The organism is Burkholderia sp. PR2, assembly GCF_052372875.1.
GTDB lineage: Bacteria > Pseudomonadota > Gammaproteobacteria > Burkholderiales > Burkholderiaceae > Burkholderia > Burkholderia diffusa.
Map to the genome: position 1 here is coordinate 636,360 of NZ_JBQRWH010000001.1, position 21,107 is coordinate 657,466.

Genomic DNA, 21,107 nt, shown 5'->3' on the forward strand with positions numbered 1-21,107 from the left:
GCCGCATGCAACGCCGGGAGCCGGCGTCGTATGGGCGGTCGGGCCAGGTGCGGCGGCGATACGGCTGTCGTCGATCATGCGGTCTCCCGGACGCACCGCATCGTGCGGCGCGTGCGTCCGGATGTCCCCGCAATGTCACCACGATTCGAACGCACGTCGCCGGGCAGGTTGCACCGGCGCCGAAGTTGCCGGAATCAGCGCTCGTCGCTCCACAGCTTGCCGGCCGTCGCCCAGTTTTCCTTCTTCACGTCGGCGAGGACGATGTCGACCGAGCCCGGGTCGCAGCCGAGCGTCTCGCACGTGACGCGCGTGATCGCTTCGACGAACGCGCGCTTCTGCTCGACGGTGCGGCCTTCGAACAACTGGATATTGAAAGTCGGCATGACTGAATGCTCCGATGGTTGGGGTGAACGATTCGTAGAGAGCGTGGCGATGGTGTCGGTTCAGTCGCGATACGACGGATCGATCCGGTCGAGGCGGCGCAGCAGCGCCGGCCATTCCAGTTCACCCTCGATCGTGCCGCCGTCACGCAACTGCTCGGCTGTGCGGTCCGCGACGGCCGGCTCGGGCAGCACGAGCGGCCCGCCGCCGGCCTGCGCGCGTATCTGGATGTCGCAGGCCTTGATCAGCGTATCCATCAATACATACGCCTCGGCAACGGTCTGGCCGACCGTCAGCGTGCCGTGGTTGCGCAGCAGCATCGCGGATTTCGCGCCGAGGCTGGCGGTGAGCCGCGCACCTTCGGCCGGCGAGAACGCGAGCGCCTCGTAGTCGTGATACGCGAGATCGCTGTGAAATCGCAGCGCGTGCTGCGACGCGGGCAGCAGCCCGTCGCGCTGGATCGACACGGCGATGCCCGCCGTATTGTGCAGATGCATCACGCAGACGGCATCCGGCCGCGCGGCATGCACGGCCGCGTGGAGCGCGAAGCCCGTCACGTTGACGGCGTGTTCTCCGTCGCCGATCCGGTTGCCGGCCAGGTCGATCTTCACGAGATTCGATGCGCGAACCTCGTCGAACGTGAGGCCGAACGGGTTGATCAGGAAATGCCCGGGTTCGTCCGGCACCGTCGCGGACAGGTGCGTGTAGATCAGGTCGTCCCAGCCGTTCAGCGCGACGAGGCGATAGGCGGCGGCGAGATCGACGCGCAACCGGCGCTCGGCGTCCGAGATCGGGCCGCCGGGCTTCACGGTGTCAGGACGGTGTGCGAATGACGACATCGGGTTCTCCGAGGGTGAAGCGGCGCGCGAGGAGCACCGTGACCCACGACGCGAGTGCGAACGGGGCCGTGAACGCGGGGAGGCCCGCGCGCGTCGCGAGCCACTGGATCAGCGCGGCGAGTGCGGCGGCCGCGAACGCCGCGCGCGGGCCGCGCGACATCAGCGCGAGCGCGGCGAGCGCGCCGTTGAAGCCGAGCAGGCCATCCGCGAACGACGCACCGTTCGCGCCGGACGCGACCAGCAGCACGGTCGACACGATCGCGCCGCCGAGCGCGAATGCGGCCGCGCGGCGCGACGCGACGGCGAGGCCGGCGACGATCAGCATGCCTGCCCATGGGCCTTGCGCGAAGGTGGTCTGTGCAATGCCCGAAAGCAGCGCGTCGGCGATGGAAGGCAACATAAGGGGGGCACCTGCCGTCGCGTTGCTTGCATGCTGCGGTGCGACAAACGGTAGCCACAGCGCGGTGACGACGAGGCACGGGCTCGAGTACGGGCACTGGCGCCAGCGGGCGAGCGGCACGCGCATCGCGCGCTGCACGAGTGCCGCGCCGATCGAGACCACCAGCACCAGTGCGATGGCGGCGAGCGAAGAAGGTGCGAACAGCACGGCGATCAGCGCGGCGAGCGCGCCGTTGAAGCCGTGCAGCCCTTGTTCGACGTCGCGGCGCTCGGCGCCCGTGAGCACGGAGGTCATGCTGGCGGCGGCCGAGCCGACCAGTGCGGCGGACGCGAGCCGCAAGTCGGTCAGTGCCAGCGCGGCGAGCAGCAGCGCGCCGCTGACTGCATTCGCCTGCAGGACGATCTGCCCGATGCCGCGCAGCAGCGTATGCAGGTCGATCGTCGGCGAGGCAGGGCGGGCGGTAGGCATGGCGGCGGTAAGGCAGGACGAGCCGCGAGCATAGGACACAATCCCGTGCACCGGAATAGGGAATTCTGGATAGTCAGGATTTGTGGCGGATGCCCCGAATTGGGGAATGCCCGGGGGGCTGCGCATTGGCGTTTTCGGGCTAATTGTTGGCTTCGGTAGCGAATTCGGGCAATGGCCGGTTCTTTTGACCCAAGTACGCGTCGTGGTTCACGTCTTCGAGCGGGGATTCGTGCGACGATGTCCGGCATCGGACCAACCGGGAGACGAAGGAATGCGCGCGGTGCGTTGGGCGTCGCTCGAGGGCGACGGCGTCGAACATCTGACGTTCGACCGGAGTGGCGGCGGCATCGTCGTCGAAAGCGCGGTGGTCGGCCAGCGGTACGGCCGCGCTTACGGGCTCGCGTATCGCGTCGAGTGCGATCCGCACTGGCGCGTGACGTACGCGGTGCTCAAGGTGATGGGCGGCGGCACGCTGGCGTTGCACGGCGACGGCGCCGGGCACTGGCGCGACGGTTCAGGGCGTGCACTGCGGGAACTGGACGGTTGCGTCGACATCGACATCGCGGCGACGCCGTTCACGAATTCGCTGCCGATCGGCCGCCTCGGTCTCGCGCGCGGCGAGCGGCGGCCGATCGACGTCGCATACATCTCGACGCCGGACTTGAAGGTGACGCCGGTCAAGCAGGCGTACACGTGCATCGAGCCCGGCAGGCGCTACCGCTACGAAGGCATTTTCCGGAATTTCACGGCGGAAATGGACATCGACGCCGACGGGCTCGTGATCGACTACGAAACGCTGTTCAAGCGCCTGCCGGCGTTGCGCTGAGCCGCCGCTCGCGTTGCGGCCGCGACGGCCGGCCTTTCATGCGCCGCCGCGAACCGGTCGATCCGCGCCGCGATCAGCTCCGGGTTGCGCATGACGATCCAGTGCGCGCCGTCGATTTCCTCGCGCACGTGCTCGCCGAGCCAGCGATCGAGATCGACCGACATCTCGGGCGTCACGTAGCGGTCGCGCATCGGCACGAGGATCTGCACCGGCGCCTGCGCGTACCGCTCGCGCGGCTTTCTCGCCCGCGCGAGGAAGTTCGCGCGGTAGAGCTGCAACCCGTTCAGCGCATTCTTCAACTGCGCGGGGTCGCGCTCCGGCCGTACGCGCTCGGTCAGCTGCAGCCAGCGCGGCCATAGCGCGGCGCCGCCGAGGCGCCAGACCAGCGACGGCACGACCGGCAGGTGGAAGAACGCGATGTACCACGACTTCAGGCTCTGCCTGAGCCGCATCTTCGCGCGGAACACGTGGTCGAGGCACGGGCCGGAGATCGACGTGTAGGACGCGATCCGGCCGCGGAACGCGGGGTCTGTCACGGCCTCCCAGCACTGGATCGACCCCCAGTCGTGGCCGACCAGATGGAACGGCCGATTGCCGCAGGTCGCGTCGGCCACCGCCTTCAGGTCCTCCGCGAGCCGCGCAAGTGTGTAGTCCGTGCGGCGGCGCGGCGCATCGGATGCGCCGGCGCCGCGCACGTCGTACGCAATCACGCGATAGCGCTTCGCGAGCCGCGCGCGGACCGGCGCCCACACGGCCGCCGAATCGGGATAACCGTGCACGAGGATCAGCGGCGGCGCGCGCCGCGGGCCGCTGACGTAGACGGCGAGTTTCACGTCGCCGGAGCGGACGGTCAGCATCTCGTGTGCGCGCGCCACGACGTCATGCCTGCGGAACCGGATGCAGCGGCACGCGGCGCGGGGCGGCCTGCGCGGCATGGCGCGCGTTGGTCGCGTCGATGTTCGCGAGCAGCGTGTCGAGCTCCTGCAGGTACTGATGGTTGTCGTGGTCCCACGGATGGAAGCCCGGACGGAAGTAGTCGAGCCATTCGCGGGCGATGCTCGGGAACACGCCGTGCCTCGGGCTGTACAGATACTTCACGAGGCGCCACATGCCGCCGAACCTGCCGTGTTCGCGACGGTGCGCACGCATCAGGCGAACGTGGAAGTCGAACACGATCGCCCAGAACAATACCGTCGTCGTCAGCATCGTGCCCGTGCGCAGCAGGTAGCTGCCGAGGCCCGGCTTCATCACGGCGTTCCATACGTCGTACGACACCGCCTTGTGCTCGGTTTCCTCCATCGCGTGCCACATCCACATCTGCTGATAGCCTTCGACCGATCCGTCGATCCGGTGTTCGTGGCCCGACAGCAGCTGGTTCGCGAGGATCGCCGTGTAGTGCTCGAGCGCGATCGTGATCGCGAGCTGCATCGAATGCGGCAGCGTCTTCTTGAAGAAGCCGAGTATCGTCCACAGCCGCTTGTCGAGCTTGTGCGCGGGCAGGCCGGACGACTGCAGCAGGTCGTTGTACTCGATGTGCTCGCGCGTGTGCATCGCTTCCTGGCCGATGAAGCCGAGCACCTGCTTCTTCAGCTCCGGATCCTCGATGCGGTCGCGGTAGTTGCGCACCGAATCCATGAAGAAGCGCTCGCCGGCCGGGAACAGCAGCGACAGCGCGTTCATGAAGTGCGTGACGGGCACGCCCTGGACGTGCCAGTCCTTCGCGCGTTCGGGCGGCAGCGCGAAACGGACGTCGCGCCGCACCGGCATCATGTTCGGGGTCTTCATGATTGTTCTCCTCCCTGATTGCCTGCATTGTTGTAGGTGGCGTGAAGCGGCGTGGCCGCCGGCGCGCCGTAGCGCGCGGCCGCTCGGCGCGCCTTCACGGCCTCGCGGCGCGTCGCGAGCACGACGAGCGCCTGGTACGCGGCCGGCAGGGTGCGCGCCATCCAGTCCGCGGCCTTCGCGTCGCGGCCGATCAGCACGCGGCGCTTGTTCTTGCGCACGCCGGCGAGGATCGTGCGCGCGGCGTCGTCGGCGGTCGTGATGAAGAACTTCTCGAAGCTGTCCTTGCCCTGCTGCTCGCTCTCGACGATGAAGCCGACCATGTTCTTCGCGACGCGGCTCGATTGCGCGATGTTGGTGCGGATGCCGCCCGGATGCACGCAGGTGGCCGACACGCCGCACTTCATCATGTCGAGTTCCTGCCGCAGCGATTCGGTGAAGCCGCGCACCGCGAACTTGGTCGCGTTGTAGCCGCTCATCCCCGGCTGCGCGAAGATCCCGAAGATGCTCGACGTGTTGATCACATGACCGTCGCCCGATGCTTTCAGGTGCGGCAGGAACGCCTTCGTGCCGTGCACGACGCCCCAGAAGTTGATGTTCACGATCCACTCGAGATCGCCGTATTCCATGCCTTCGATCGTGCTCGACAGCGCGACGCCCGCGTTGTTGAAGATCAGGTTGACCTTGCCGTGTTCCTTCGCGGTGTCGTCCGCCCACGCGAACATCGCGTCGCGGTCGCCGACGTCGAGCACGCGCGTCGACACGCGCACGTTCGGCGCGATCGTACGGACGATCCGCTCGGTTTCGGCGAGGCCGACGCCGTTCTTGTCGGCGAGCGACACGTGGCAGCCGGCCTGCGCGAGCTGCACGGCGAGCGAGCGGCCCATGCCCGAGCCTGCGCCCGTGATCGCGGCGACCTTGTTGGCGAAATCTCTCATGTCGGTGGCTCCTTGTCTGGCTCAGACCGCTTCGGCGGAAGTGGATGCGGAAGCGGCGGGCGCGACGACGGGTCGCGCGCTCGTGTCGTGATGCGGCGCGCGATACGCGTGGTAATCGGCGATCGAGAAGTGCGCGGTCGCCTGGCGGAAGCGCCAGGTGAAGCCCGGCCACAGGGTCGTGTTCTTGCCGGTGCGCGGATCGAGGTACCAGCTCTTGCAGCCGCCCGTCGACCAGATCGCCTTCTTGAGTCGGCCCTGCAGGTCGCTGTTGAACTGCGCCTCGACGAGCGGGCGCACCTCGATCGCGTCTGCACGTTCGCGGCGCATCGCCTGCAGCGCGCCGAGGATGTATTCGATCTGCGACTCGATCATGAACACCATCGAGTTGTGGCCGAGGCCGGTGTTCGGACCGACGATCATGAAGAAGTTCGGGTAGCCCGGCAGCGTCGTGCCGAGATACGCGTGCGCGCCGTCGCGCCAGGCGTCGACGATGTCGAGGCCGCCGCGGCCGATGATCGCGCCGCGCGGATACGGATCGGCGACCTGGAAGCCCGTGCCGTAGATCAGGCAGTCGATTTCATGGCGCTTGCCGTCGGTCGTCACGACCGCGTCGGCTTCGATGTGGTCGATGCCGGTCGTGACCACGTCGACGTTCTTGCGCGACAGCGCCGGGTAGTAGTCGTTCGAGATCAGCACGCGCTTGCAGCCGAGCGTGTAGTTCGGCGTGACGGTTTTGCGCAGTTCCGGATCGGGAATCTGCTTGCGGATATGGCGCAGCGCGAGCTTCTGCACGTTCTTCATCAGCGACGGATGGATCGCGAAGCCGAGCACGCGCGATTCGAGCATCCAGTAGATGCCGCTGCGCACCGCCTTCTGCGTGAACGGCAGCGTCCGGAACAGCCATTTCTCGAAGCCGGTCAGGTTGCGGTCGGGCTTCGGCATGATCCACGGCGGCGTGCGCTGGAACAGCGCGAGCTGCTTCACGCGCGGCGCGATCTGCGGCACGAACTGGATCGCGCTCGCGCCGGTGCCGATCACCGCGACGCGCTTGCCTTCGAGCGCGTAGTCGTGATCCCACTGCTGCGAATGGAACGCGCGCCCCTTGAAGTTCTCGACGCCGGGAATCGCCGGCAGCGCGGCGCGCGACAGCCCGCCCATCCCCGACACCAGCACACGCGCCGACAGCCGCTTGCCGTTCGCGAACGTGAGGCGCCAGCGTTGCGCGGCCTCGTCGTATTCGGCGCGCTGCAGTTCGTGGTTCAGGCGCAGGTGAGGGCCGACGCCGAAGCGTTGCACGCAGTCTTCCAGGTATGCGCGGATCTCCGGCTGCGGCGCGAACATGCGCGTCCAGCGCGGGTTCGGCGCGAACGAGAATGAATAGACGTGCGATTGCACGTCGCAGGCACACCCGGGGTAATGGTTGTCGCGCCACGTGCCGCCGACCGACGCGGCCTTCTCGAGGACGACGAAGTCGGTCACGCCTGTCTGCCGCAGGCGGATGGCCATCCCGAGACCGGCGAAGCCGGTGCCGATGATGGCGATGTCGATGGTTTCGTCCAGGCCGTCGTGGCCGGGCGGGCCGAAAGGCAACGTGCGAGCATTCATCCGGGTGTCTCCGATTTGGCTCATTTTTTAATGTTACATTGGTTGATGTAACGATAGTGGGTGAGCCGGGAAACCGCAAGAGGCTAGAAGCGGCGCTCTAAGGGCCAGAAGCCGCGCGGGAAAAGGCTGAGCGGGGTTTGGAACGGGACGGCTTCCGCATTGCGGGATGCACGGAAACGGCCGTCGGCAGGGCGGGAGAAGCGGGAGGCGAGGCCGCCGGCGCGCGGCGGCCTGTTTGAAACGCTATCGGGGACGGATCGAACGGGCGACCGTCTCATGGAAAACCCCGGCGACGATCGTGACCTGCGCGAGCGCGTAGAGGCCCCAGATCAGGTAGTCGATGCCGGGAAAGCCGCCGAGGAAGCGTCCGACGCCGATCAGCGTGTCGGAGCCCACGAAGATCAGGCTGCCGACGGCGACCAGCGGGCCGCGCGTGCGGGCCGCGAGCGCGAAGCTCGCCATCGCGCACAGCACGAGCATGTAGACGGCGACCGGCGCGAGCAACTCGCCCAGGTGCGGAAGGAAGGCCACGTAGAACGCCGGCGCGGCGATCCAGAGCCCGATCAGCGCCGCGATGCGCCAGCCGTGCGGCCGCGCGCGCCAGCGCACGAAGATCGTGCAGTAACACAGATGAGTGAGCAGGAACGCGCCGAGGCCGAGGACGAACGACAGCGGCCAGTCGGGCAGCCCGAGCAGTACGTCGCCGAGCACCGCCGTGGCGAGCGCCGCGCACAGCCACGCGCGTTCGCGCGGTGCCGCGCAGGTGCTGCCGGCCGCGAGCAACAGGATGCCCATCGCGGCTTTCGCGGCGGCCTGGCCGGGATAGGGCGCGGCGGCGAGCGACAGTCCGTACAGCAGCGCGGCGGCGACGGCCAGCGGCCAGAGCCGGCGATAGGTGGCGGGAAGCGTGGCGATCAAGGGGGGGCTCCGGATTGTCGTGGTCCGCGGTGGACGGCGCGCCGTCGTGGGCGCGGCTGCTGGCCATTATCCGGAAGAACGGCCGGGTAAAAACCGGCGAATCCTTCTAGGCGCGGCATGGTGACGGTGCGGCGGTGTGGCGGTGCGACGGTTCGGCGATGTGGCGATGCGGCGATGCCGGTTCGGGCCATGCGGCGCCGGTACACCTGCCGCCGCGCCGGTTGTTCCGATGCGTTTGCCCCGGTCGAACCGGGGCAAACGCAGAGGTTTCGGCTTGCTATCATCGCCGCGTATCGACGTTGTCCCGCCCGGCCGCGCTACAGGGTTCGCAGGCCGGCGCGACGGCCGCGCCCGGCGAGGGCAGGCCGCCGCGTTTTCAATGAATCCGTGCCGGGTCCCGCCAGCGCACCCGATGCAGAGGCTGCGTGCGGTCCTCATGACCAACAGGTTCGACATGACCGAACTGCTCCACGGCGACGGCGCGATCCGTCGCACGACGCCATACGGCTCCTCGATCGAAAACACCTATGCGGGCGTGCTGTCGTTCATGCGCCGCACCTATACGCGCGCGCTCGACGGCGTCGACGTCGCGATTTCCGGCGTGCCGCTCGACCTCGCGACGACCTATCGTTCGGGCGCGCGGCTCGGGCCGGCCGCGATCCGCGCGGCGAGCGTGCAGCTCGCGGAGCTCCATCCGTATCCGTGGGGCTTCGATCCGTTCGACGATCTCGCGGCCGTCGATTACGGCGATTGCTGGTTCGATGCGCACAACCCGCTGTCGATCAAGCCTGCGATCGTCGAGCATGCGCGCACGATCCTGCGCTCGGGCGCGAAGATGCTGACGCTCGGCGGCGACCACTACATCACGTATCCGCTACTGGTCGCGCACGCGGAGCGCTACGGCAAGCCATTGTCGTTGATCCACTTCGATGCGCACTGCGATACGTGGGCCGACGACGAGCCGGACAGCCTCAATCACGGCACGATGTTCTACAAGGCGGTGAAGGAAGGGCTGATCGATCCGGCGACGTCGGTGCAGGTCGGCATCCGCACGTGGAACGACGATTTTCTCGGGATCGAACGACTCGATGCCGCGTGGGTGCATGAGCATGGTCCGCGCGCGGCGGTGGAGCGGATCGTCGACATCGTCGGTGCGCGGCCCGCGTACCTGACGTTCGATATCGACTGTCTCGATCCGGCGTTCGCGCCCGGCACGGGGACGCCGGTCGCGGGCGGGTTGTCGTCCGCGCAGGCACTCGCGATCGTGCGTGGGCTCGGTGCGGTGAATCTGGTTGGCGCGGATGTCGTCGAGGTTGCGCCTGCTTATGATCACGCGGACATCACCGCAATTGCGGCAGCGCATGTCGCGTGCGATTTGCTGTGCCTCTGGCGGCAGAAGAAGGTGGTGGGCGGCTGAAGCGGGTAGGCCGACGTGCACGGCCATGTCATGCAAAAGGCCGGCGGGACGGGTGCCTGCGGGCCTTTTTTCATGCGCTGCGCGCAACGTCGACGGATCGATGGCCGTGGGTGGATTGCTTGCCGTGGGGCGAGCAGAAAAACTCGTCGTGCGCTTTCGTGGAGGGTGCCTCCCGCCCCGAAGCCGGTATTCACCGCGCCTGATAGCGGTAACTCGCGCGGGGATTCCAAGCTTCCCGGCAGCCCTGCGCGCCGTCCTTGACGAAAGCAAGGCGACTCCACATCACGCGCATGCGCCGATTTCCTTGCTGAGAAGATTCGGTCCGAACGTTCATGACGGTTCGCAGGCCATGAGCATTCGCGAGTTGCATCGTCTCCTCGGCCCGAACATCGAACATCCGTCGGCCTTCCGGAACGGGGCCGTGACGCAGGGACATGACCAGTACCGCACCATCGCAAAGAAGAGCACTGACATTCGGCATCGCGCGGCGACGTTCGTGCTCGTCAAGGTGCATCCAAACAGCGGACAGCAGTACAAAGTGGAACTCTTTTCGTCTGGAACGCAGTAGCGCGAGATCCGGAAGGCTATCGTCCAGCCATTCAATCCGGGGAGACGGATACTGCCGGATTCCTGCAACTCGCAGCGCGTCCACCGGTTCGACGGCTACGACCGAATGCCCCATCGTCGCAAACGCAGCAGCGTCGGTTCCGATACCGGCTCCGACGTCGAGGACGCAGGACGGCGCCATCGGCACGAGATGCATGATGGGCGCGTGATGCTCCGCAAACGAAATATGTTGCCATTGCTCGATGAGCAATGGCGCATTCTCCGCGTAGCCCTCCGTTCCGCTGACATTAACGGACACGCAGCCCTCCATGCGCCGGTGTTTCGGAAAGTTTGCCAGATTGTCGTCGATTCAGCGCCAGTGACCCGATGTGCGGAACTGGCCGAAACCGGAAGTTTGCCTCAGGTTCATGTTTCGCTCGCTGGGCTGCAGCGTCGATATTTCGTTGTCGACCCGAAGCGGTCTTCCGAATGCACCGATAGCGGCCACTCGTTGTTGGGTTTCCGCGTTAGTATGATTCGCATCTGATTGAGACGGATCGAGATAGATCAACTATGAAACTCGAAATCGAGGGCAGACCGGTAAACACCGTGCCGACTCCGATACAGGTTACACGTGCGCTTAAGTCGCTGCGAAGCTACGGCAAGTCATCCTATGCGTCATTGACTGACGATGCAGGCAATTACGTGCAAGTAGCCGGCGGTGGCGCCAGCTGTATGATCGAGCGCTTTGAATTCGGCGCGCAACGATGGAGAGCCTTCCATAACAAACCTTCGCCTGTACGCCCTGACGGCACGATCCTGGTCTTCCGAGCGGGCAACCTTCCGATGCGCTCAGATGAATGGTTCACGGCCGATCAGGTCGTGGAAGTATTTCTGGCCTTCCTTGGCGGAACATCGTATCCGCCATTTGTTCACTGGCGGTCAGCGCCGGACCTCTGAGCTTGAGGCCCTCAGTGAGCCGTCTCGAAGCAAGTAGGCCGACTGGCGCTCGTACGCAGCGGGTGAATAGGGTTGCCGATCAAGATCGGCCTGCACGCTATATTCTCCGTAGCCTACAAATTCATAGTAGACAGCCATAGTCTCTGCATGTGAACGCGTCCAGAATGTCCAGACCCATTCACTTCCAGGTTCATTAAGCGCACGTGCTGCGTCGCCATCTGGTCCATATGGAATGCATGCTGGAAGCGATTGTCCGTGCCCGTTGGGGCATAGCCAAATCTCATGCAGATATCCGAGGGAGTGTCTCATTTCGGGGCGGCCTAGATTAGTGATTCGGTCATCCTGTGCGAACGCGTGGCAATCGAACTCTTGAACGAAGCATTGTCAACCATCTCCGTACTTGTTGCGAGTGTCTCTTCCTGGCCGATCGCGGCCGGCCGCCGCCCTGCAACGCGCGACCGACGCAGTTCGGCCCTGAGCAGCCGTTGGTTGCCTCCACTCTCAATGTCCGTTTCCAGAGGCTACCCGCCAACGGAACCCAAAGGGTGCCACTGGGCCAAGTTGCCGACTCAGCGCTGGCGATAGCTCCGCGAGATGTAACGTGCTCGCGACAGGCATCCGGCCGGAACGAGTCATGGCACTGACAGAATGCGTCGACGATGAAGCCGTCACGCCACGCCTCAGCGGGACTTGCTCGCGCCGGTGCCGAGGAAGGGAAACGCGGGTGCGCGTTGAAAGTCCTTGGAGACTTCGCCGCCGAATGAATTGCGCTGATCCTTGCCGAGGTCGAGACGTTTGACAGGTGCGCCGGCGGAGAAGTCGACCTTGTTGAGATCGACCCAGAAAGTACTCGGGGTGACGGCCGATTCGAAGAAGTAGAGCATGCGCTTGTGATCGGCGACGGTGCGCCAGCGTGTGGACGATATATTCGGCTCGCCCGGGGTGGTGATCCCGAACGGCACCGACACGTTACGGATCACGCTGAAAACGCTGGCAAGTGCAATGGCTGGGTCTTCACTCTTGGGGATAGCGTTGACGTAGAACGAGGCGCGCGCAAACCGGTCAGCAGAGCGATTGGTGCCAGGCAGCCAGACGGTGCCGCCTATCTGCTTCCAATATTCGTTCAGTGCAAGCTGCTCGTCGAAGGTCGGTGAATTGGTCATGACCTGGTACTGCCGACCATGATGGATGATCTGCTTGCCGCCGATGTACTCGACGATGGCGCTGTCGCCAGTCGCGTCTGACATGGCGAGGTGCAGTGTGGCGAGGCGCTGTTCTCCGGGGACGTTGTCAGTGACGATTGTGAACGGCTCTTTCTCAAGCGCAGCGACCGCTTCCGCGACGGTGGCGAAATTGTCCAGCACGTACTGCGCCCATGCGGCGATGGTGAGTCCCGGTTTCGAGTTTTTGTCGAAGGGGGGATATTGCGACTCGACGAGCCAGAGCAGTTCAGCGGCTAGCCCCTTTTCGTTCATGCCGTCGGTGGTGGAGACGTCATAACCGGTAGCCACGACGCTACCGTATTTGGCGGTCCATTTAAGAGAGTTCGGACCGGATTCACCGGTGCGGGTGATGCCACGCGGCAGGATGTAAAGATTGGTGGCGACGTCGAGCTTCCAGTCCATCGATCGGGCGGTGATAACGTCGTCGTTGTCACCGTGATAGACGACGCGTGTGCAGGCTAGCGATCCGGCCGGATCGACGAGGAGCGTCGCTGCTGCGGCGAGACAGGTCAGAACGACGCAAAAAGGGCGGCGCATGGCAATTCCTCACGCTGTGTTGGTGATTACAGATCGCTCGACGCCGACGCTCGCTGCGAAGGCGACTCGTGTCCGCCTGCTGCGATTGATTACCCGGGCAATATCGCGTCGACAACGTCTGAGGAAAAGGGAAGTATTGGATTTCCGTAATGCAGTTGTCAACTGGGCCGTTGCAGTCAAGTGTGAGATCGGAATGCACGCTGGGTTGTACCTTCTCTCCTTGCGGTGCAATTTCGTTACTCTTTCAGCGGAGTACGATCGGCTCCTCAAAGCCGATAAATGGCCATTCTCGATGGCGCAGTGAATGTCGCTTCCTGGCCGAAACCGGAAGGTTGCCTCAGGTCCATGTTCCGCTCGCTGGGCTGCAGCGTCGATATTCCGTTATCGACCCGCAGCGGTCGTTCGACGCGAAGGCTGCCGATGGCCGAAGGAAGCCAGAAATCGGTCGGTCAAGATGTGGCACGGGAAAACGCAGAGTAAAGAAGCATGTCGGCCGTGAGCTGCCGGTAGCGCCAAGAAGAAGCGGTCATTAACGCTCGCATTATGCGGTGCTGGAGCGCAAAGCACGGAAAGTACTTACACGGGGAGGCGGAATCTTCCTGGTGCCAAACAACGCTTCTTGAAGTGAATCCAATGTTGAAATTGACCGGTGCGCGGAGGCATTGCGCTGCGGGGCGTACCCTCACCAGCACGCTTCGTGGCGCAATGCCGGTATTCATCGGGTGTACTGCTTCTTGTCGATATAGGCGTCGAGCGATCCCAGTAGATGCAATATGACTTCGCCGACGCGCTTAGCAATACAAAACATGTCGTTCGTCGCTTTGGAGCGCCCGAACGTCACGGGACGGGTACCGCCAGCTGCGTGATTTCGCATAAGGTCGCTTGCAGCGAGTCTCGGACGATTCGCTCAAGGAGTGCGGCTAGCCAGACGTAGGCTGAGGATCGTACGGCGGCACCGCTCTCTTGAATTGGCGAAGATGGTGAAATGACTGCGGTATCCGCGTGGGCTCTGTCGAACTCGGCCTTCACCTGAACGGCGAGGGCGTCGATGTCGGTTAGCTATCCTTGAGAGAGCTGGGGTTGATTTACCGATATTTTACTACTTGGCATTACTATTCATTTCAACTGCCGTTATGCCCACTGGGGTGATCATGTAACTCCGCAATCGCCTGCTGATTCTGGTCACTGTGACCATTTCACGGCGACCGGCGCGCCTTCAGGACACCGCGCGTAAGGATTCCGCGTACGACCAGTTGACGCCAGAGACGTTGACGACGGCCTGCCACGCGGCTTCTTGATTAGCGCCGTCGAGGAGGTGTGGGTGGAGCTGCGCCTCAATTGGGCCTGAGAACTTCCCTTGAGCGGAAGCGAAGAATTGCCCTGAAACCTCGGTTCCGAACTTCGAGGCCTGGACATACCGGCCCGCTGCCGTCTCCGGCTTCTGATTCATGCCGGGAATGAGGTTCGCAATTGGGATAAACAGATACTTCACGGCCAGGCTAGCCTGTCGCGAAACGTTGGTCGCAGTCGCCGCACCGGGCGAGACAGCGTACACGGCCATGCCGGAGGGTAGCCGACGCGCCAGCGCCGCAGCCCACCACGCAACGATGAGCTTCGCGTCGGCATACGCATTGTTGGGCACGTACCTCACGTTCGGCCCGTTGAGCAGCAGGGCTTCCATAGCAGCGGTCAGGTCGCCCTGGTGGTATTTGGCAGCGAGTGCGTCCACGTCGGTGTACTTGAACATGGGTACACCCCCTCGGGCAGGTTCCGCACCGGCAATAACAATCCGCGCGTTGGGGCTCAGCAAGTTGGCGCGGAGCAATCCGACAGTCAATCGATGATGGCCGATGAGCGGGGCCTGCGAAGCCTCGACGCCCGCCGCAGTGATTACCCGCTGCTTACCTGGGACCATCCCGGCATTGAGCAGTAGGAAATCAATCGGCCGACCTCGCTTGACGAGTTCGGCGAGCGCGGACTGGACGCTGGCCGGCGCGTCCAATTCCAGCTCCAGCGGCGTGAAAACTTGTCTTTTAGTTTCCGCTGCGAGCCGAGCGGCCGTTTCCTGGACCCGAGCCAGGCTACGGCCAGTGACGATGATCTCGCGCCAGCCGTCTCCGGCAAGTATGCGGGCAGCCGCATAACCAAGCCCCGAGGTGGCGCCGGTGACGAGTACGATCGAATGTTCCATGGGCGTCTCAGTGATGAACGGGGAAGGTCGAGTCGTGAGGACGCGCGTGGCCACGGACGACTTGCTAATTTAGAACTATTCAGTTATATATTGACGCGATGACGAGTGTCAAGGATTTTTGAACCAAATGATTCAAAATGCTGCTAGACCGAGGGGCAGACCGCGCAGCTTCGACGAGACAGGGGCGCTGGAAAAGGCGACTCAAGTGTTCTGGTCGAAAGGCTACGACGGAGTGACGATTGACGATCTCGTCGCCGGGATGGGTGTGGGACGGCCGAGCCTGTATGCCGTCTTTGGGGACAAGCGGGCGATATTCTTGCGGGTCCTTAAGGTGTACGCAGAACGGAAAGGCGCATCAGCCGCGAAGGCACTCCTCTCACCAAAGGGTCTTCGCGACTCGATCACGGGCTTTCTGAGGTACGCCGTCGAAAGTGCGACCGAGAAGGAGTCCGCCCGGGGCTGCCTTCTGATTTGTGTCGCGCCGCTTGTGGACGACCCTGAGGTCCGGCAGTTTCTGCAAAACGCGGCCGCTGGTGGCACCGCGCTGGTGGAAGGTCGTTTCCGGGACGCTATCGGCGCGGGAGAAATCCCATCTGACTTTCCGGTAGCCGTGCGCGCAACCCAAGTCACGGATTTAGCGCGTGGGCTGACCATGCGTGCACAGTTAGGCACGCCGCGCAAGACGCTCCTCAAAGATGCTGAGGAAGCGGCCGACCTGGTGCTCCAATCGCGTCGTGGAAACGCGGTGCCAGAACGTTGAGGCTAGCGTTAAGCGGCGTTGTGGGGCAGCAGGCTTTGATAGTTGCCGCTTCGCGGCAACATGAGTTGACCATGCTCTCTGGCAATCGTCGCGCGCAATCTCGGCAACTGGAAACCCCGCGGCATCGAACGGCTTGTCTGTGAGTCATCCTAATCCGACCTCAAGATGCAGCTGCTCGTACTGCTGAACGAGTCCCGCGTCGTACACCTCTATCTGCCGCACTACGGTCTTCTTCGGCTCGACCTCGAAGTACCAGTCGGAAGCTCCCTGCCGGGCAAATTTGTCACCTCGATCTTCGTCCCAACGGCCGTTGTAGCGGCATACGCTCGTGTTCGATGAGACTTTCCGTGTAGGCTACTCCGAAGCGGCCCTTCACAACGGGCCGTTGTTGGCCGCTTTGGAATTTGGTCACCGAAGAACAGTCATTGAGCGAGGGTGCACGAGACCTCGGCTAGCCAAACCGGACGACGACCTCGACCGGCCGATGATGGCTGAACGCGGCCGACTACCCGCCTGCAACGCGCGACCGACGCAGATCGACCCAACGCGGGCAACCAGCTCTCTTCAAAGCAGTCGTTGAGTCACTGCAAACAGTGCGCGAGTGATATCGATATCGATGACCCGTTCAGTGCTACTTAGGCAGACGGCCGTAGACATGGCCTCCATTCCGGGCTCGTCTGCGGATGAAGTGCCGCATTCTGCTCGACGGGGCAAACGACGCCGAGCTCGTGCAGATCCTCAAGAATGTCAGCGATGTATTGCTTCGCGCTGCGGCCACCGACGATCAACCAGTCGTCGTAGTAGAAATTTTCTGATTTGGCGAGCCAATCAGCGATCGCATCAAGCGTCGTCCGGTGATTCTCAGCGTTCAGAATGTGAAGCGCCTTCATTACGCCGATTGCCACACTTCCGGAACGCGATTTACCTTCAATCATTGCTCACCTTCATTCAAAGAGTGCATGCGCTGTCGGGAGCATCAGACACAGCGACAGTTTCTTAGTGGCTCGGCCAGCGATAGGCATTAGTCGGTTGGAGAGGTCCATATCCCGCTGCAGTCGACAAACTCGGCTCATCGTCACGAGATCAAGGTGAGCGGTATAGGGTTAGCGATGTGCGGCAGTTCCAGCCTCGTGCTTCTGTTAGTCGTTGGTCGTACATCCTCTGTCGATCAACCAATCCCATACTCAACGCGGCCATGGCCATATACTCTAGTACGCGCCAGTTCGCGCTGTCCCCCTTGCTGAAAGCAGCCTCGATGGCGTCCAGTGCTAATTCGAGTTCGTTGTGCTTCAGGAAAACTTCAAACTCGTAGATCTCGTCCGCACACACACCTTCGGCAGTTTCCGAGATATGGACTCGGGCCTCACGAAGATACTCCGAGGTCCTGATCCAGCTTGGGTGAAGCTCGGAATCAGCAGGCATATGATTTTCCCGTAGTTCTGACGTGCCCAATTGTCCACAATCTGGACTCAGCAGTCGAATGCCCGTTCGTGGCCGAACCCGGAAGTACGCGTCGGGCCCCGCAGCGAGGTATCGGCACGATAGCCGAACGTTCGTAGCTGCCTCACCGGACCACGCGCAGAAGATCAATTGTCCGAGCGGAATCGACGTTCGAATGGCAGTTCAAAAGTGCTGAAAGATGGCTGAACGCCGACAGTGCGCCCGACGTTCCCCCTGAAATCCCAGAAGAACGAAAAAAGGCCGACGGGCGGGGCACCCGTCGGCCTTTTCCAATTGAGTGCGCGCCGCCCGTTACTTCGCCACCGAAGCCGTTGCCACGCGCTTGTCGGTCCACGCGTTATCCGCGACGCTCAGCTTCTGCGGAATCAGTTTCGCGGCGTAGAACGCATCGGCCACCCCCTGCTGCACCGCGACGATCTTCTCGTCGATCGGCACCGCACCGAACGGCACGCGCTTGATCCACGTTTCCACGAGCGGCGACGGCAGCCCGACCTTCGGCGCGATCAGCGCGGCCGTCTCGGCTGGATGGCCGTTGACCCACAGCCCCGTCTCACGCGCCTGCTTCAGGAGCGCGCCGATCACGTCGGCATGCTGCTCAGCAAAATCACGCGTTGCCTCGTAGAAGTTGTTCGCGGGCGTAAGACCCGTGTAGTCGGACAGCGTGCGAATCTTCAGCGAATTCTGCGCGGCGGCGTAATACGGATCCCAGACGGCCCACGCGTCGACGTTGCCGCTCTCGAACGCGGCGCGCGCGTCGGCGGGCGGCAGGTACACGGGGCGGATCTCGTCGTAGCGCACACCTGCTTGCTTCAGCGCCTGGAGCAGCAGGTAGTTCGCGCTCGAACCCTTCTGCAGCGCGACCTTCTTGCCGCGCAGGTCGGCGAGTGAGCGGATCGGCGAATCGGCCTTCACGAACACAGCTTCGTTGTGCGGCGACGGCGGCTCCGCGCCGACGTACACGAAGCGCACACCGGCCGCTTGCGCAAACACCGGCGGCGGCGCGCCGGTATAGCCGAAGTCGATGCTGTTCGCGTTCAGTGCCTCGAGCAGTTGCGGGCCGGCCGGGAATTCGAACCACTGGACGTTGTAGCCGAGCGGCTTGAGGCGCGCTTCAAGCGAGCCCTGCGCCTTGATGATCGACAGCAGGCCGGCCTTCTGGTAGCCGATGCGCACGACCTTGTCGGCGCCGCCCTGCGCGAACGCGGATGTGGCTGCGACGGCGACGAGCGCCGTCGCAGCGGCGCGGGTGATCCAGCGGGTGAAACGAATCATCGAACAGGCTCCATGCGAAACGTCTTCGGGGAGCGGCGCGTGCCGCTCGGTTGGAAGAATCGTCGCATGGGCGGTCGGGCCCGCAAACGAAGCATTGCCGATATGAATATGACGGCGGCGGTCCTATGCTTTGTCGCCGTCGCCTTGTGGGTCGGGCGTGCCGGCCTGTCGTGCCGCTTCGTCGCTGAGCTTCTTGTCGAGGATCGTCGCGACGCGGCCGCCGAGATAGGCGCTTGCCGCCGTCTCGAGCGCTCGGTTCGTCTCGCCTTCGACGAAGACGGCCGCAAGCGGGCGCAGGCGCCAGATCGCGTCGACGAGCGCGGGCACGTCGGTGACCGGCGGCAGCGTGCCGGCGTCGTAGCGGTCGAGCCGCTTCACGACGAGATCGACGAGCAGCCGCGCGATCGCGTCGAAATGCGGCCGCGCGAGGCTGATCACGTCGAGCAGCTCGCGCGGCGGGATGCCTTCCTTGGTCATCGCGGCTGCCGCTTCGAGCAGCGCGGGGCTTTTCGCGACGAACGACAGGCCGCGCCGTTCGAGCAGACCGAGTTCGGTCACGCGTGACAGTTGCGATGCCGTCTGCGGGCCGAACATCTGTGCGAGCTGCGCGAGCGAATAGGTCTTCGGCAGTTCGTGCGACCAGCGGCCGCCGATCGCGTTCTCCAGGCCGAGGATCGAACGCAGGTCGTGGCCTTCGTCGATCGCCATGATCAAGTCCTGGATGTTCGACAGCGTGTAGCCGCGCGCGAGCAGGTGGTTGATCAGCTTCAGGCGGGCGACGTGCGTGTCGTCGTAGATGCCGACGCGCCCGCGCTTCTCGGGCGGCGCGAGCAGTCCGCGATCCTGGTATGCGCGGACGTTGCGCACGGTCGTGTCGGACACGCGTGCGAGTTCGTCGACCGTGTACTCGTTGCGGGAATCCGGTGCGGCCTCGTCTGGCATGGTTGGAGTCTGTCTTGGCATGCGGCCATTCTAGCGCGACGCGCCAGGCTCGGGCGAGGCGGGAAGGGTGCGTGCGCCGTCGCCGAGCGCGCGCTGCATCAGCGCGGTATCGATCCAGCGGCCGTGCTTGAAACCGACCGCCTTCAGCACGCCCGCCGGCTCGAAGCCGAATGCGCGGTGCAGCGACGTCGAGCCGCCGGTGCCGCCGTCGGCGATCACCGCGATCATCTGCCGCCACGGGCCGGTCTCGCACCGCGCGATCAGCGCCGCGAGCAGCGCGCGGCCGATGCCGCGGCCGCGCTGCGCGTCGTCGATGTAGATCGAATCCTCGATCGTGTGGCGGTACGCGCTGCGCGTGCGATACGGCGTCGCGTACGCATAGCCGGCGATGCGGCCGTCGCATTCCGCGACGAGATAGGGCAGCCCGTGACGCAGCACCGCGTCGCGGCGCGCGCGCAGTTCGTCGACGTCGGGCGGCGTCTCCTCGAACGACGCGACGCTGTGGCGCACATGGTGTGCATAGATCGCGTGAATGGTGGGGAGATCGGTATCGGTCGCGTCGCGGACGACGCAGGCGGGGGCGGCGGACATGGTGGCGGACCGGGTGGACGAAACCGCTACTATGCCGGCCGCGAGGCGGCGCCGTAAAGGCATGGGTCGCGTCGCGCGGTCAGGAGAAGCCGCGCCTACAAATGGCCGTCCGCGTCGCGAACCGCGTCGGCGATTGCATCCGCGACGCGCTGCACGCGCGGCGAGCGCCGCACGTCCGGGTGGACGACGAGCCAGATCTCGCGCTCGACATCGCATCGGGGCGCGGACGTCAACTCGACGAGCGCGGCGGCAGTCGACAGCGACGGATCGGCCGCAGCCGGCGTGCCCGCGTCCGCATCCGTCGCCGACGTGTCGACGAGAAAGCGCGGCAGCAACGCGACTCCTGCGCCGGCCACACATGCACGATGCAGCGCGGCCAGATCGTTGGCGATGAATGCGAAGCGGCGCCCGGCCGCGAAGCGTTCGAGCCATTGCTGCTGCGGCATTTGGGCGAGTGCGTCGTCGTAGCCGAGGAATGCCCAGGTGTCGGGTGGCGCGGCGGCCCAGTCGGGCGACGCGCACAGCGCGAAGCGCATCGTGCCGAGCCGGCGCGCGGCCAGCCCCGGCTCGCTCGGCCGCGACAGGCGCACCGCGAGGTCGGCTTCGCGCGCGTAGAGGTTGGCCGCGTGCATCTCGCCCATCAGGTCGATCCGCAGCGCGGGCCATGCGCGCTGCGCGCGGGCGAGCCGCGGCGCGAGGAAGTGGCTCGCGAATACCGGCGACGCCGACACGCGCACGACACCGTCGAGCGCCGCCGCCCCCTGCGCGGCGCGCGCGAACGCATGCACGTCGGCTTCGACGCGCGCGGCATGCTCGGCGAGGTGCAGGCCTTCGTCGGTCGGCGGCCAGCCGCGTGGCAGCCGGTCGAACAGCCGGATGCCGAGCGCGGACTCCAGCGCATCGATGCGCCGGGCGACCGTCGAGTGCTGGACCTGCAGCGTTCGCGCGGCGGCCGACAGGCTGCCGCCGCGCATCACCGCCAGGAAATAGCGGAGGTCGTCCCAGCTCATCGGCGGCGCGGACGCCGGCGTCAGATCGGTCGAATTTTGC

General features: G+C 64.8%; 21 protein-coding genes. 4 read left to right on the forward strand and 17 right to left on the reverse strand.

Annotation, left to right across the window (positions count from 1 at the left end):
• Positions 1-194 precede the first annotated feature (194 nt).
• The 3 genes from ACT2FV_RS02885 to ACT2FV_RS02895 are packed head-to-tail and all read right to left on the reverse strand — an operon-like array spanning position 195 to position 2,088.
• Positions 195-383, reverse strand: coding sequence for a 4-oxalocrotonate tautomerase (locus ACT2FV_RS02885; protein ID WP_444503158.1), 189 nt, complete (start codon positions 381-383; stop codon positions 195-197).
• Positions 384-443: 60 nt separating this feature from the next.
• A complete protein-coding gene (locus ACT2FV_RS02890; protein ID WP_444503159.1) occupies positions 444-1,220 on the reverse strand; it encodes a class II aldolase/adducin family protein in 777 nt (258 codons plus the stop codon).
• Positions 1,195-2,088: an urea transporter gene (locus tag ACT2FV_RS02895; RefSeq protein WP_444503160.1), complete on the reverse strand. Its 894-nt coding sequence runs from the start codon at positions 2,086-2,088 to the stop codon at positions 1,195-1,197. The genes ACT2FV_RS02890 and ACT2FV_RS02895 overlap by 26 nt, the downstream gene beginning before the upstream one ends.
• A gap of 271 nt (positions 2,089-2,359) precedes the next feature.
• Between ACT2FV_RS02895 and ACT2FV_RS02900 the strand changes: the two genes are divergently transcribed.
• A complete protein-coding gene (locus ACT2FV_RS02900; protein ID WP_124904877.1) occupies positions 2,360-2,914 on the forward strand; it encodes a putative glycolipid-binding domain-containing protein in 555 nt (184 codons plus the stop codon).
• On the opposite strand, the gene ACT2FV_RS02905 is transcribed toward ACT2FV_RS02900, so the two are convergent.
• From ACT2FV_RS02905 to ACT2FV_RS02925, 5 genes are all read right to left on the reverse strand, one after another.
• Entirely contained in the window at positions 2,875-3,789 is a 915-nt protein-coding gene (locus ACT2FV_RS02905; RefSeq protein WP_444503161.1) for an alpha/beta fold hydrolase, read from the reverse strand. The genes ACT2FV_RS02900 and ACT2FV_RS02905 overlap by 40 nt on opposite strands.
• Before the next feature lie 4 nt (positions 3,790-3,793).
• On the reverse strand, positions 3,794-4,699 hold the full coding sequence (locus ACT2FV_RS02910; RefSeq protein ID WP_059608443.1) for a metal-dependent hydrolase: 906 nt from the start codon (positions 4,697-4,699) through the stop codon (positions 3,794-3,796).
• Entirely contained in the window at positions 4,696-5,634 is a 939-nt protein-coding gene (locus tag ACT2FV_RS02915) for an SDR family NAD(P)-dependent oxidoreductase (protein WP_444503162.1), read from the reverse strand. The genes ACT2FV_RS02910 and ACT2FV_RS02915 overlap by 4 nt, the downstream gene beginning before the upstream one ends.
• A gap of 21 nt (positions 5,635-5,655) precedes the next feature.
• A complete protein-coding gene (locus ACT2FV_RS02920) occupies positions 5,656-7,239 on the reverse strand; it encodes a flavin-containing monooxygenase (protein ID WP_444503163.1) in 1,584 nt (527 codons plus the stop codon).
• Between the two features lie 243 nt (positions 7,240-7,482).
• The gene (locus ACT2FV_RS02925; RefSeq protein ID WP_444503164.1) at positions 7,483-8,157 is read right to left on the reverse strand and encodes a lysoplasmalogenase; all 675 of its coding nucleotides are present in this window, start codon (positions 8,155-8,157) and stop codon (positions 7,483-7,485) included.
• 454 nt (positions 8,158-8,611) lie between these two features.
• Between ACT2FV_RS02925 and speB the strand changes: the two genes are divergently transcribed.
• Positions 8,612-9,574 carry an agmatinase gene (gene speB, locus ACT2FV_RS02930; RefSeq protein ID WP_151050681.1) on the forward strand — a complete coding sequence of 321 codons (963 nt, stop codon included), beginning with the start codon at positions 8,612-8,614 and terminating at the stop codon, positions 9,572-9,574.
• A 190-nt stretch (positions 9,575-9,764) separates the two neighbouring features.
• Here the strand turns inward: speB and ACT2FV_RS02935 are convergent, their stop codons facing one another.
• A complete protein-coding gene (locus tag ACT2FV_RS02935) occupies positions 9,765-10,439 on the reverse strand; it encodes a class I SAM-dependent methyltransferase (RefSeq protein ID WP_444503165.1) in 675 nt (224 codons plus the stop codon).
• Between the two features lie 254 nt (positions 10,440-10,693).
• Between ACT2FV_RS02935 and ACT2FV_RS02940 the strand changes: the two genes are divergently transcribed.
• Positions 10,694-11,080, forward strand: coding sequence for a hypothetical protein (locus ACT2FV_RS02940; RefSeq protein WP_124904063.1), 387 nt, complete (start codon positions 10,694-10,696; stop codon positions 11,078-11,080).
• A gap of 680 nt (positions 11,081-11,760) precedes the next feature.
• Here ACT2FV_RS02940 and ACT2FV_RS02945 read toward each other — a convergent pair.
• Together ACT2FV_RS02945 and ACT2FV_RS02950 are read right to left on the reverse strand one after the other, a co-directional pair.
• A complete protein-coding gene (locus tag ACT2FV_RS02945; protein WP_226114488.1) occupies positions 11,761-12,840 on the reverse strand; it encodes a linear amide C-N hydrolase in 1,080 nt (359 codons plus the stop codon).
• Between the two features lie 1,216 nt (positions 12,841-14,056).
• A complete protein-coding gene (locus tag ACT2FV_RS02950; protein ID WP_444503166.1) occupies positions 14,057-15,031 on the reverse strand; it encodes an SDR family NAD(P)-dependent oxidoreductase in 975 nt (324 codons plus the stop codon).
• 127 nt (positions 15,032-15,158) lie between these two features.
• Between ACT2FV_RS02950 and ACT2FV_RS02955 the strand changes: the two genes are divergently transcribed.
• Positions 15,159-15,791 (forward strand): TetR/AcrR family transcriptional regulator, encoded by a 633-nt coding sequence (locus ACT2FV_RS02955; protein ID WP_444503167.1) that lies wholly within the window; start codon positions 15,159-15,161, stop codon positions 15,789-15,791.
• A 635-nt stretch (positions 15,792-16,426) separates the two neighbouring features.
• Here the strand turns inward: ACT2FV_RS02955 and ACT2FV_RS02960 are convergent.
• From ACT2FV_RS02960 to ACT2FV_RS02985, 6 genes are all read right to left on the reverse strand, one after another.
• Positions 16,427-16,726, reverse strand: a complete 300-nt coding sequence (locus tag ACT2FV_RS02960; protein WP_444503168.1) for a hypothetical protein — start codon at positions 16,724-16,726, stop codon at positions 16,427-16,429.
• A gap of 148 nt (positions 16,727-16,874) precedes the next feature.
• Complete coding sequence (locus tag ACT2FV_RS02965; RefSeq protein WP_444503169.1) at positions 16,875-17,213, reverse strand: hypothetical protein; 339 nt, start codon at positions 17,211-17,213, stop codon at positions 16,875-16,877.
• 330 nt (positions 17,214-17,543) lie between these two features.
• Positions 17,544-18,524 (reverse strand): sulfonate ABC transporter substrate-binding protein, encoded by a 981-nt coding sequence (locus ACT2FV_RS02970; RefSeq protein ID WP_174910374.1) that lies wholly within the window; start codon positions 18,522-18,524, stop codon positions 17,544-17,546.
• A gap of 123 nt (positions 18,525-18,647) precedes the next feature.
• On the reverse strand, positions 18,648-19,487 hold the full coding sequence (locus tag ACT2FV_RS02975; protein ID WP_124623148.1) for a MerR family transcriptional regulator: 840 nt from the start codon (positions 19,485-19,487) through the stop codon (positions 18,648-18,650).
• Positions 19,488-19,496: 9 nt separating this feature from the next.
• Positions 19,497-20,057: a GNAT family N-acetyltransferase gene (locus ACT2FV_RS02980; protein ID WP_059607114.1), complete on the reverse strand. Its 561-nt coding sequence runs from the start codon at positions 20,055-20,057 to the stop codon at positions 19,497-19,499.
• A gap of 95 nt (positions 20,058-20,152) precedes the next feature.
• Entirely contained in the window at positions 20,153-21,067 is a 915-nt protein-coding gene (locus ACT2FV_RS02985; RefSeq protein ID WP_059684878.1) for a LysR family transcriptional regulator, read from the reverse strand.
• Between the last annotated feature and the right edge of the window lie 40 nt (positions 21,068-21,107).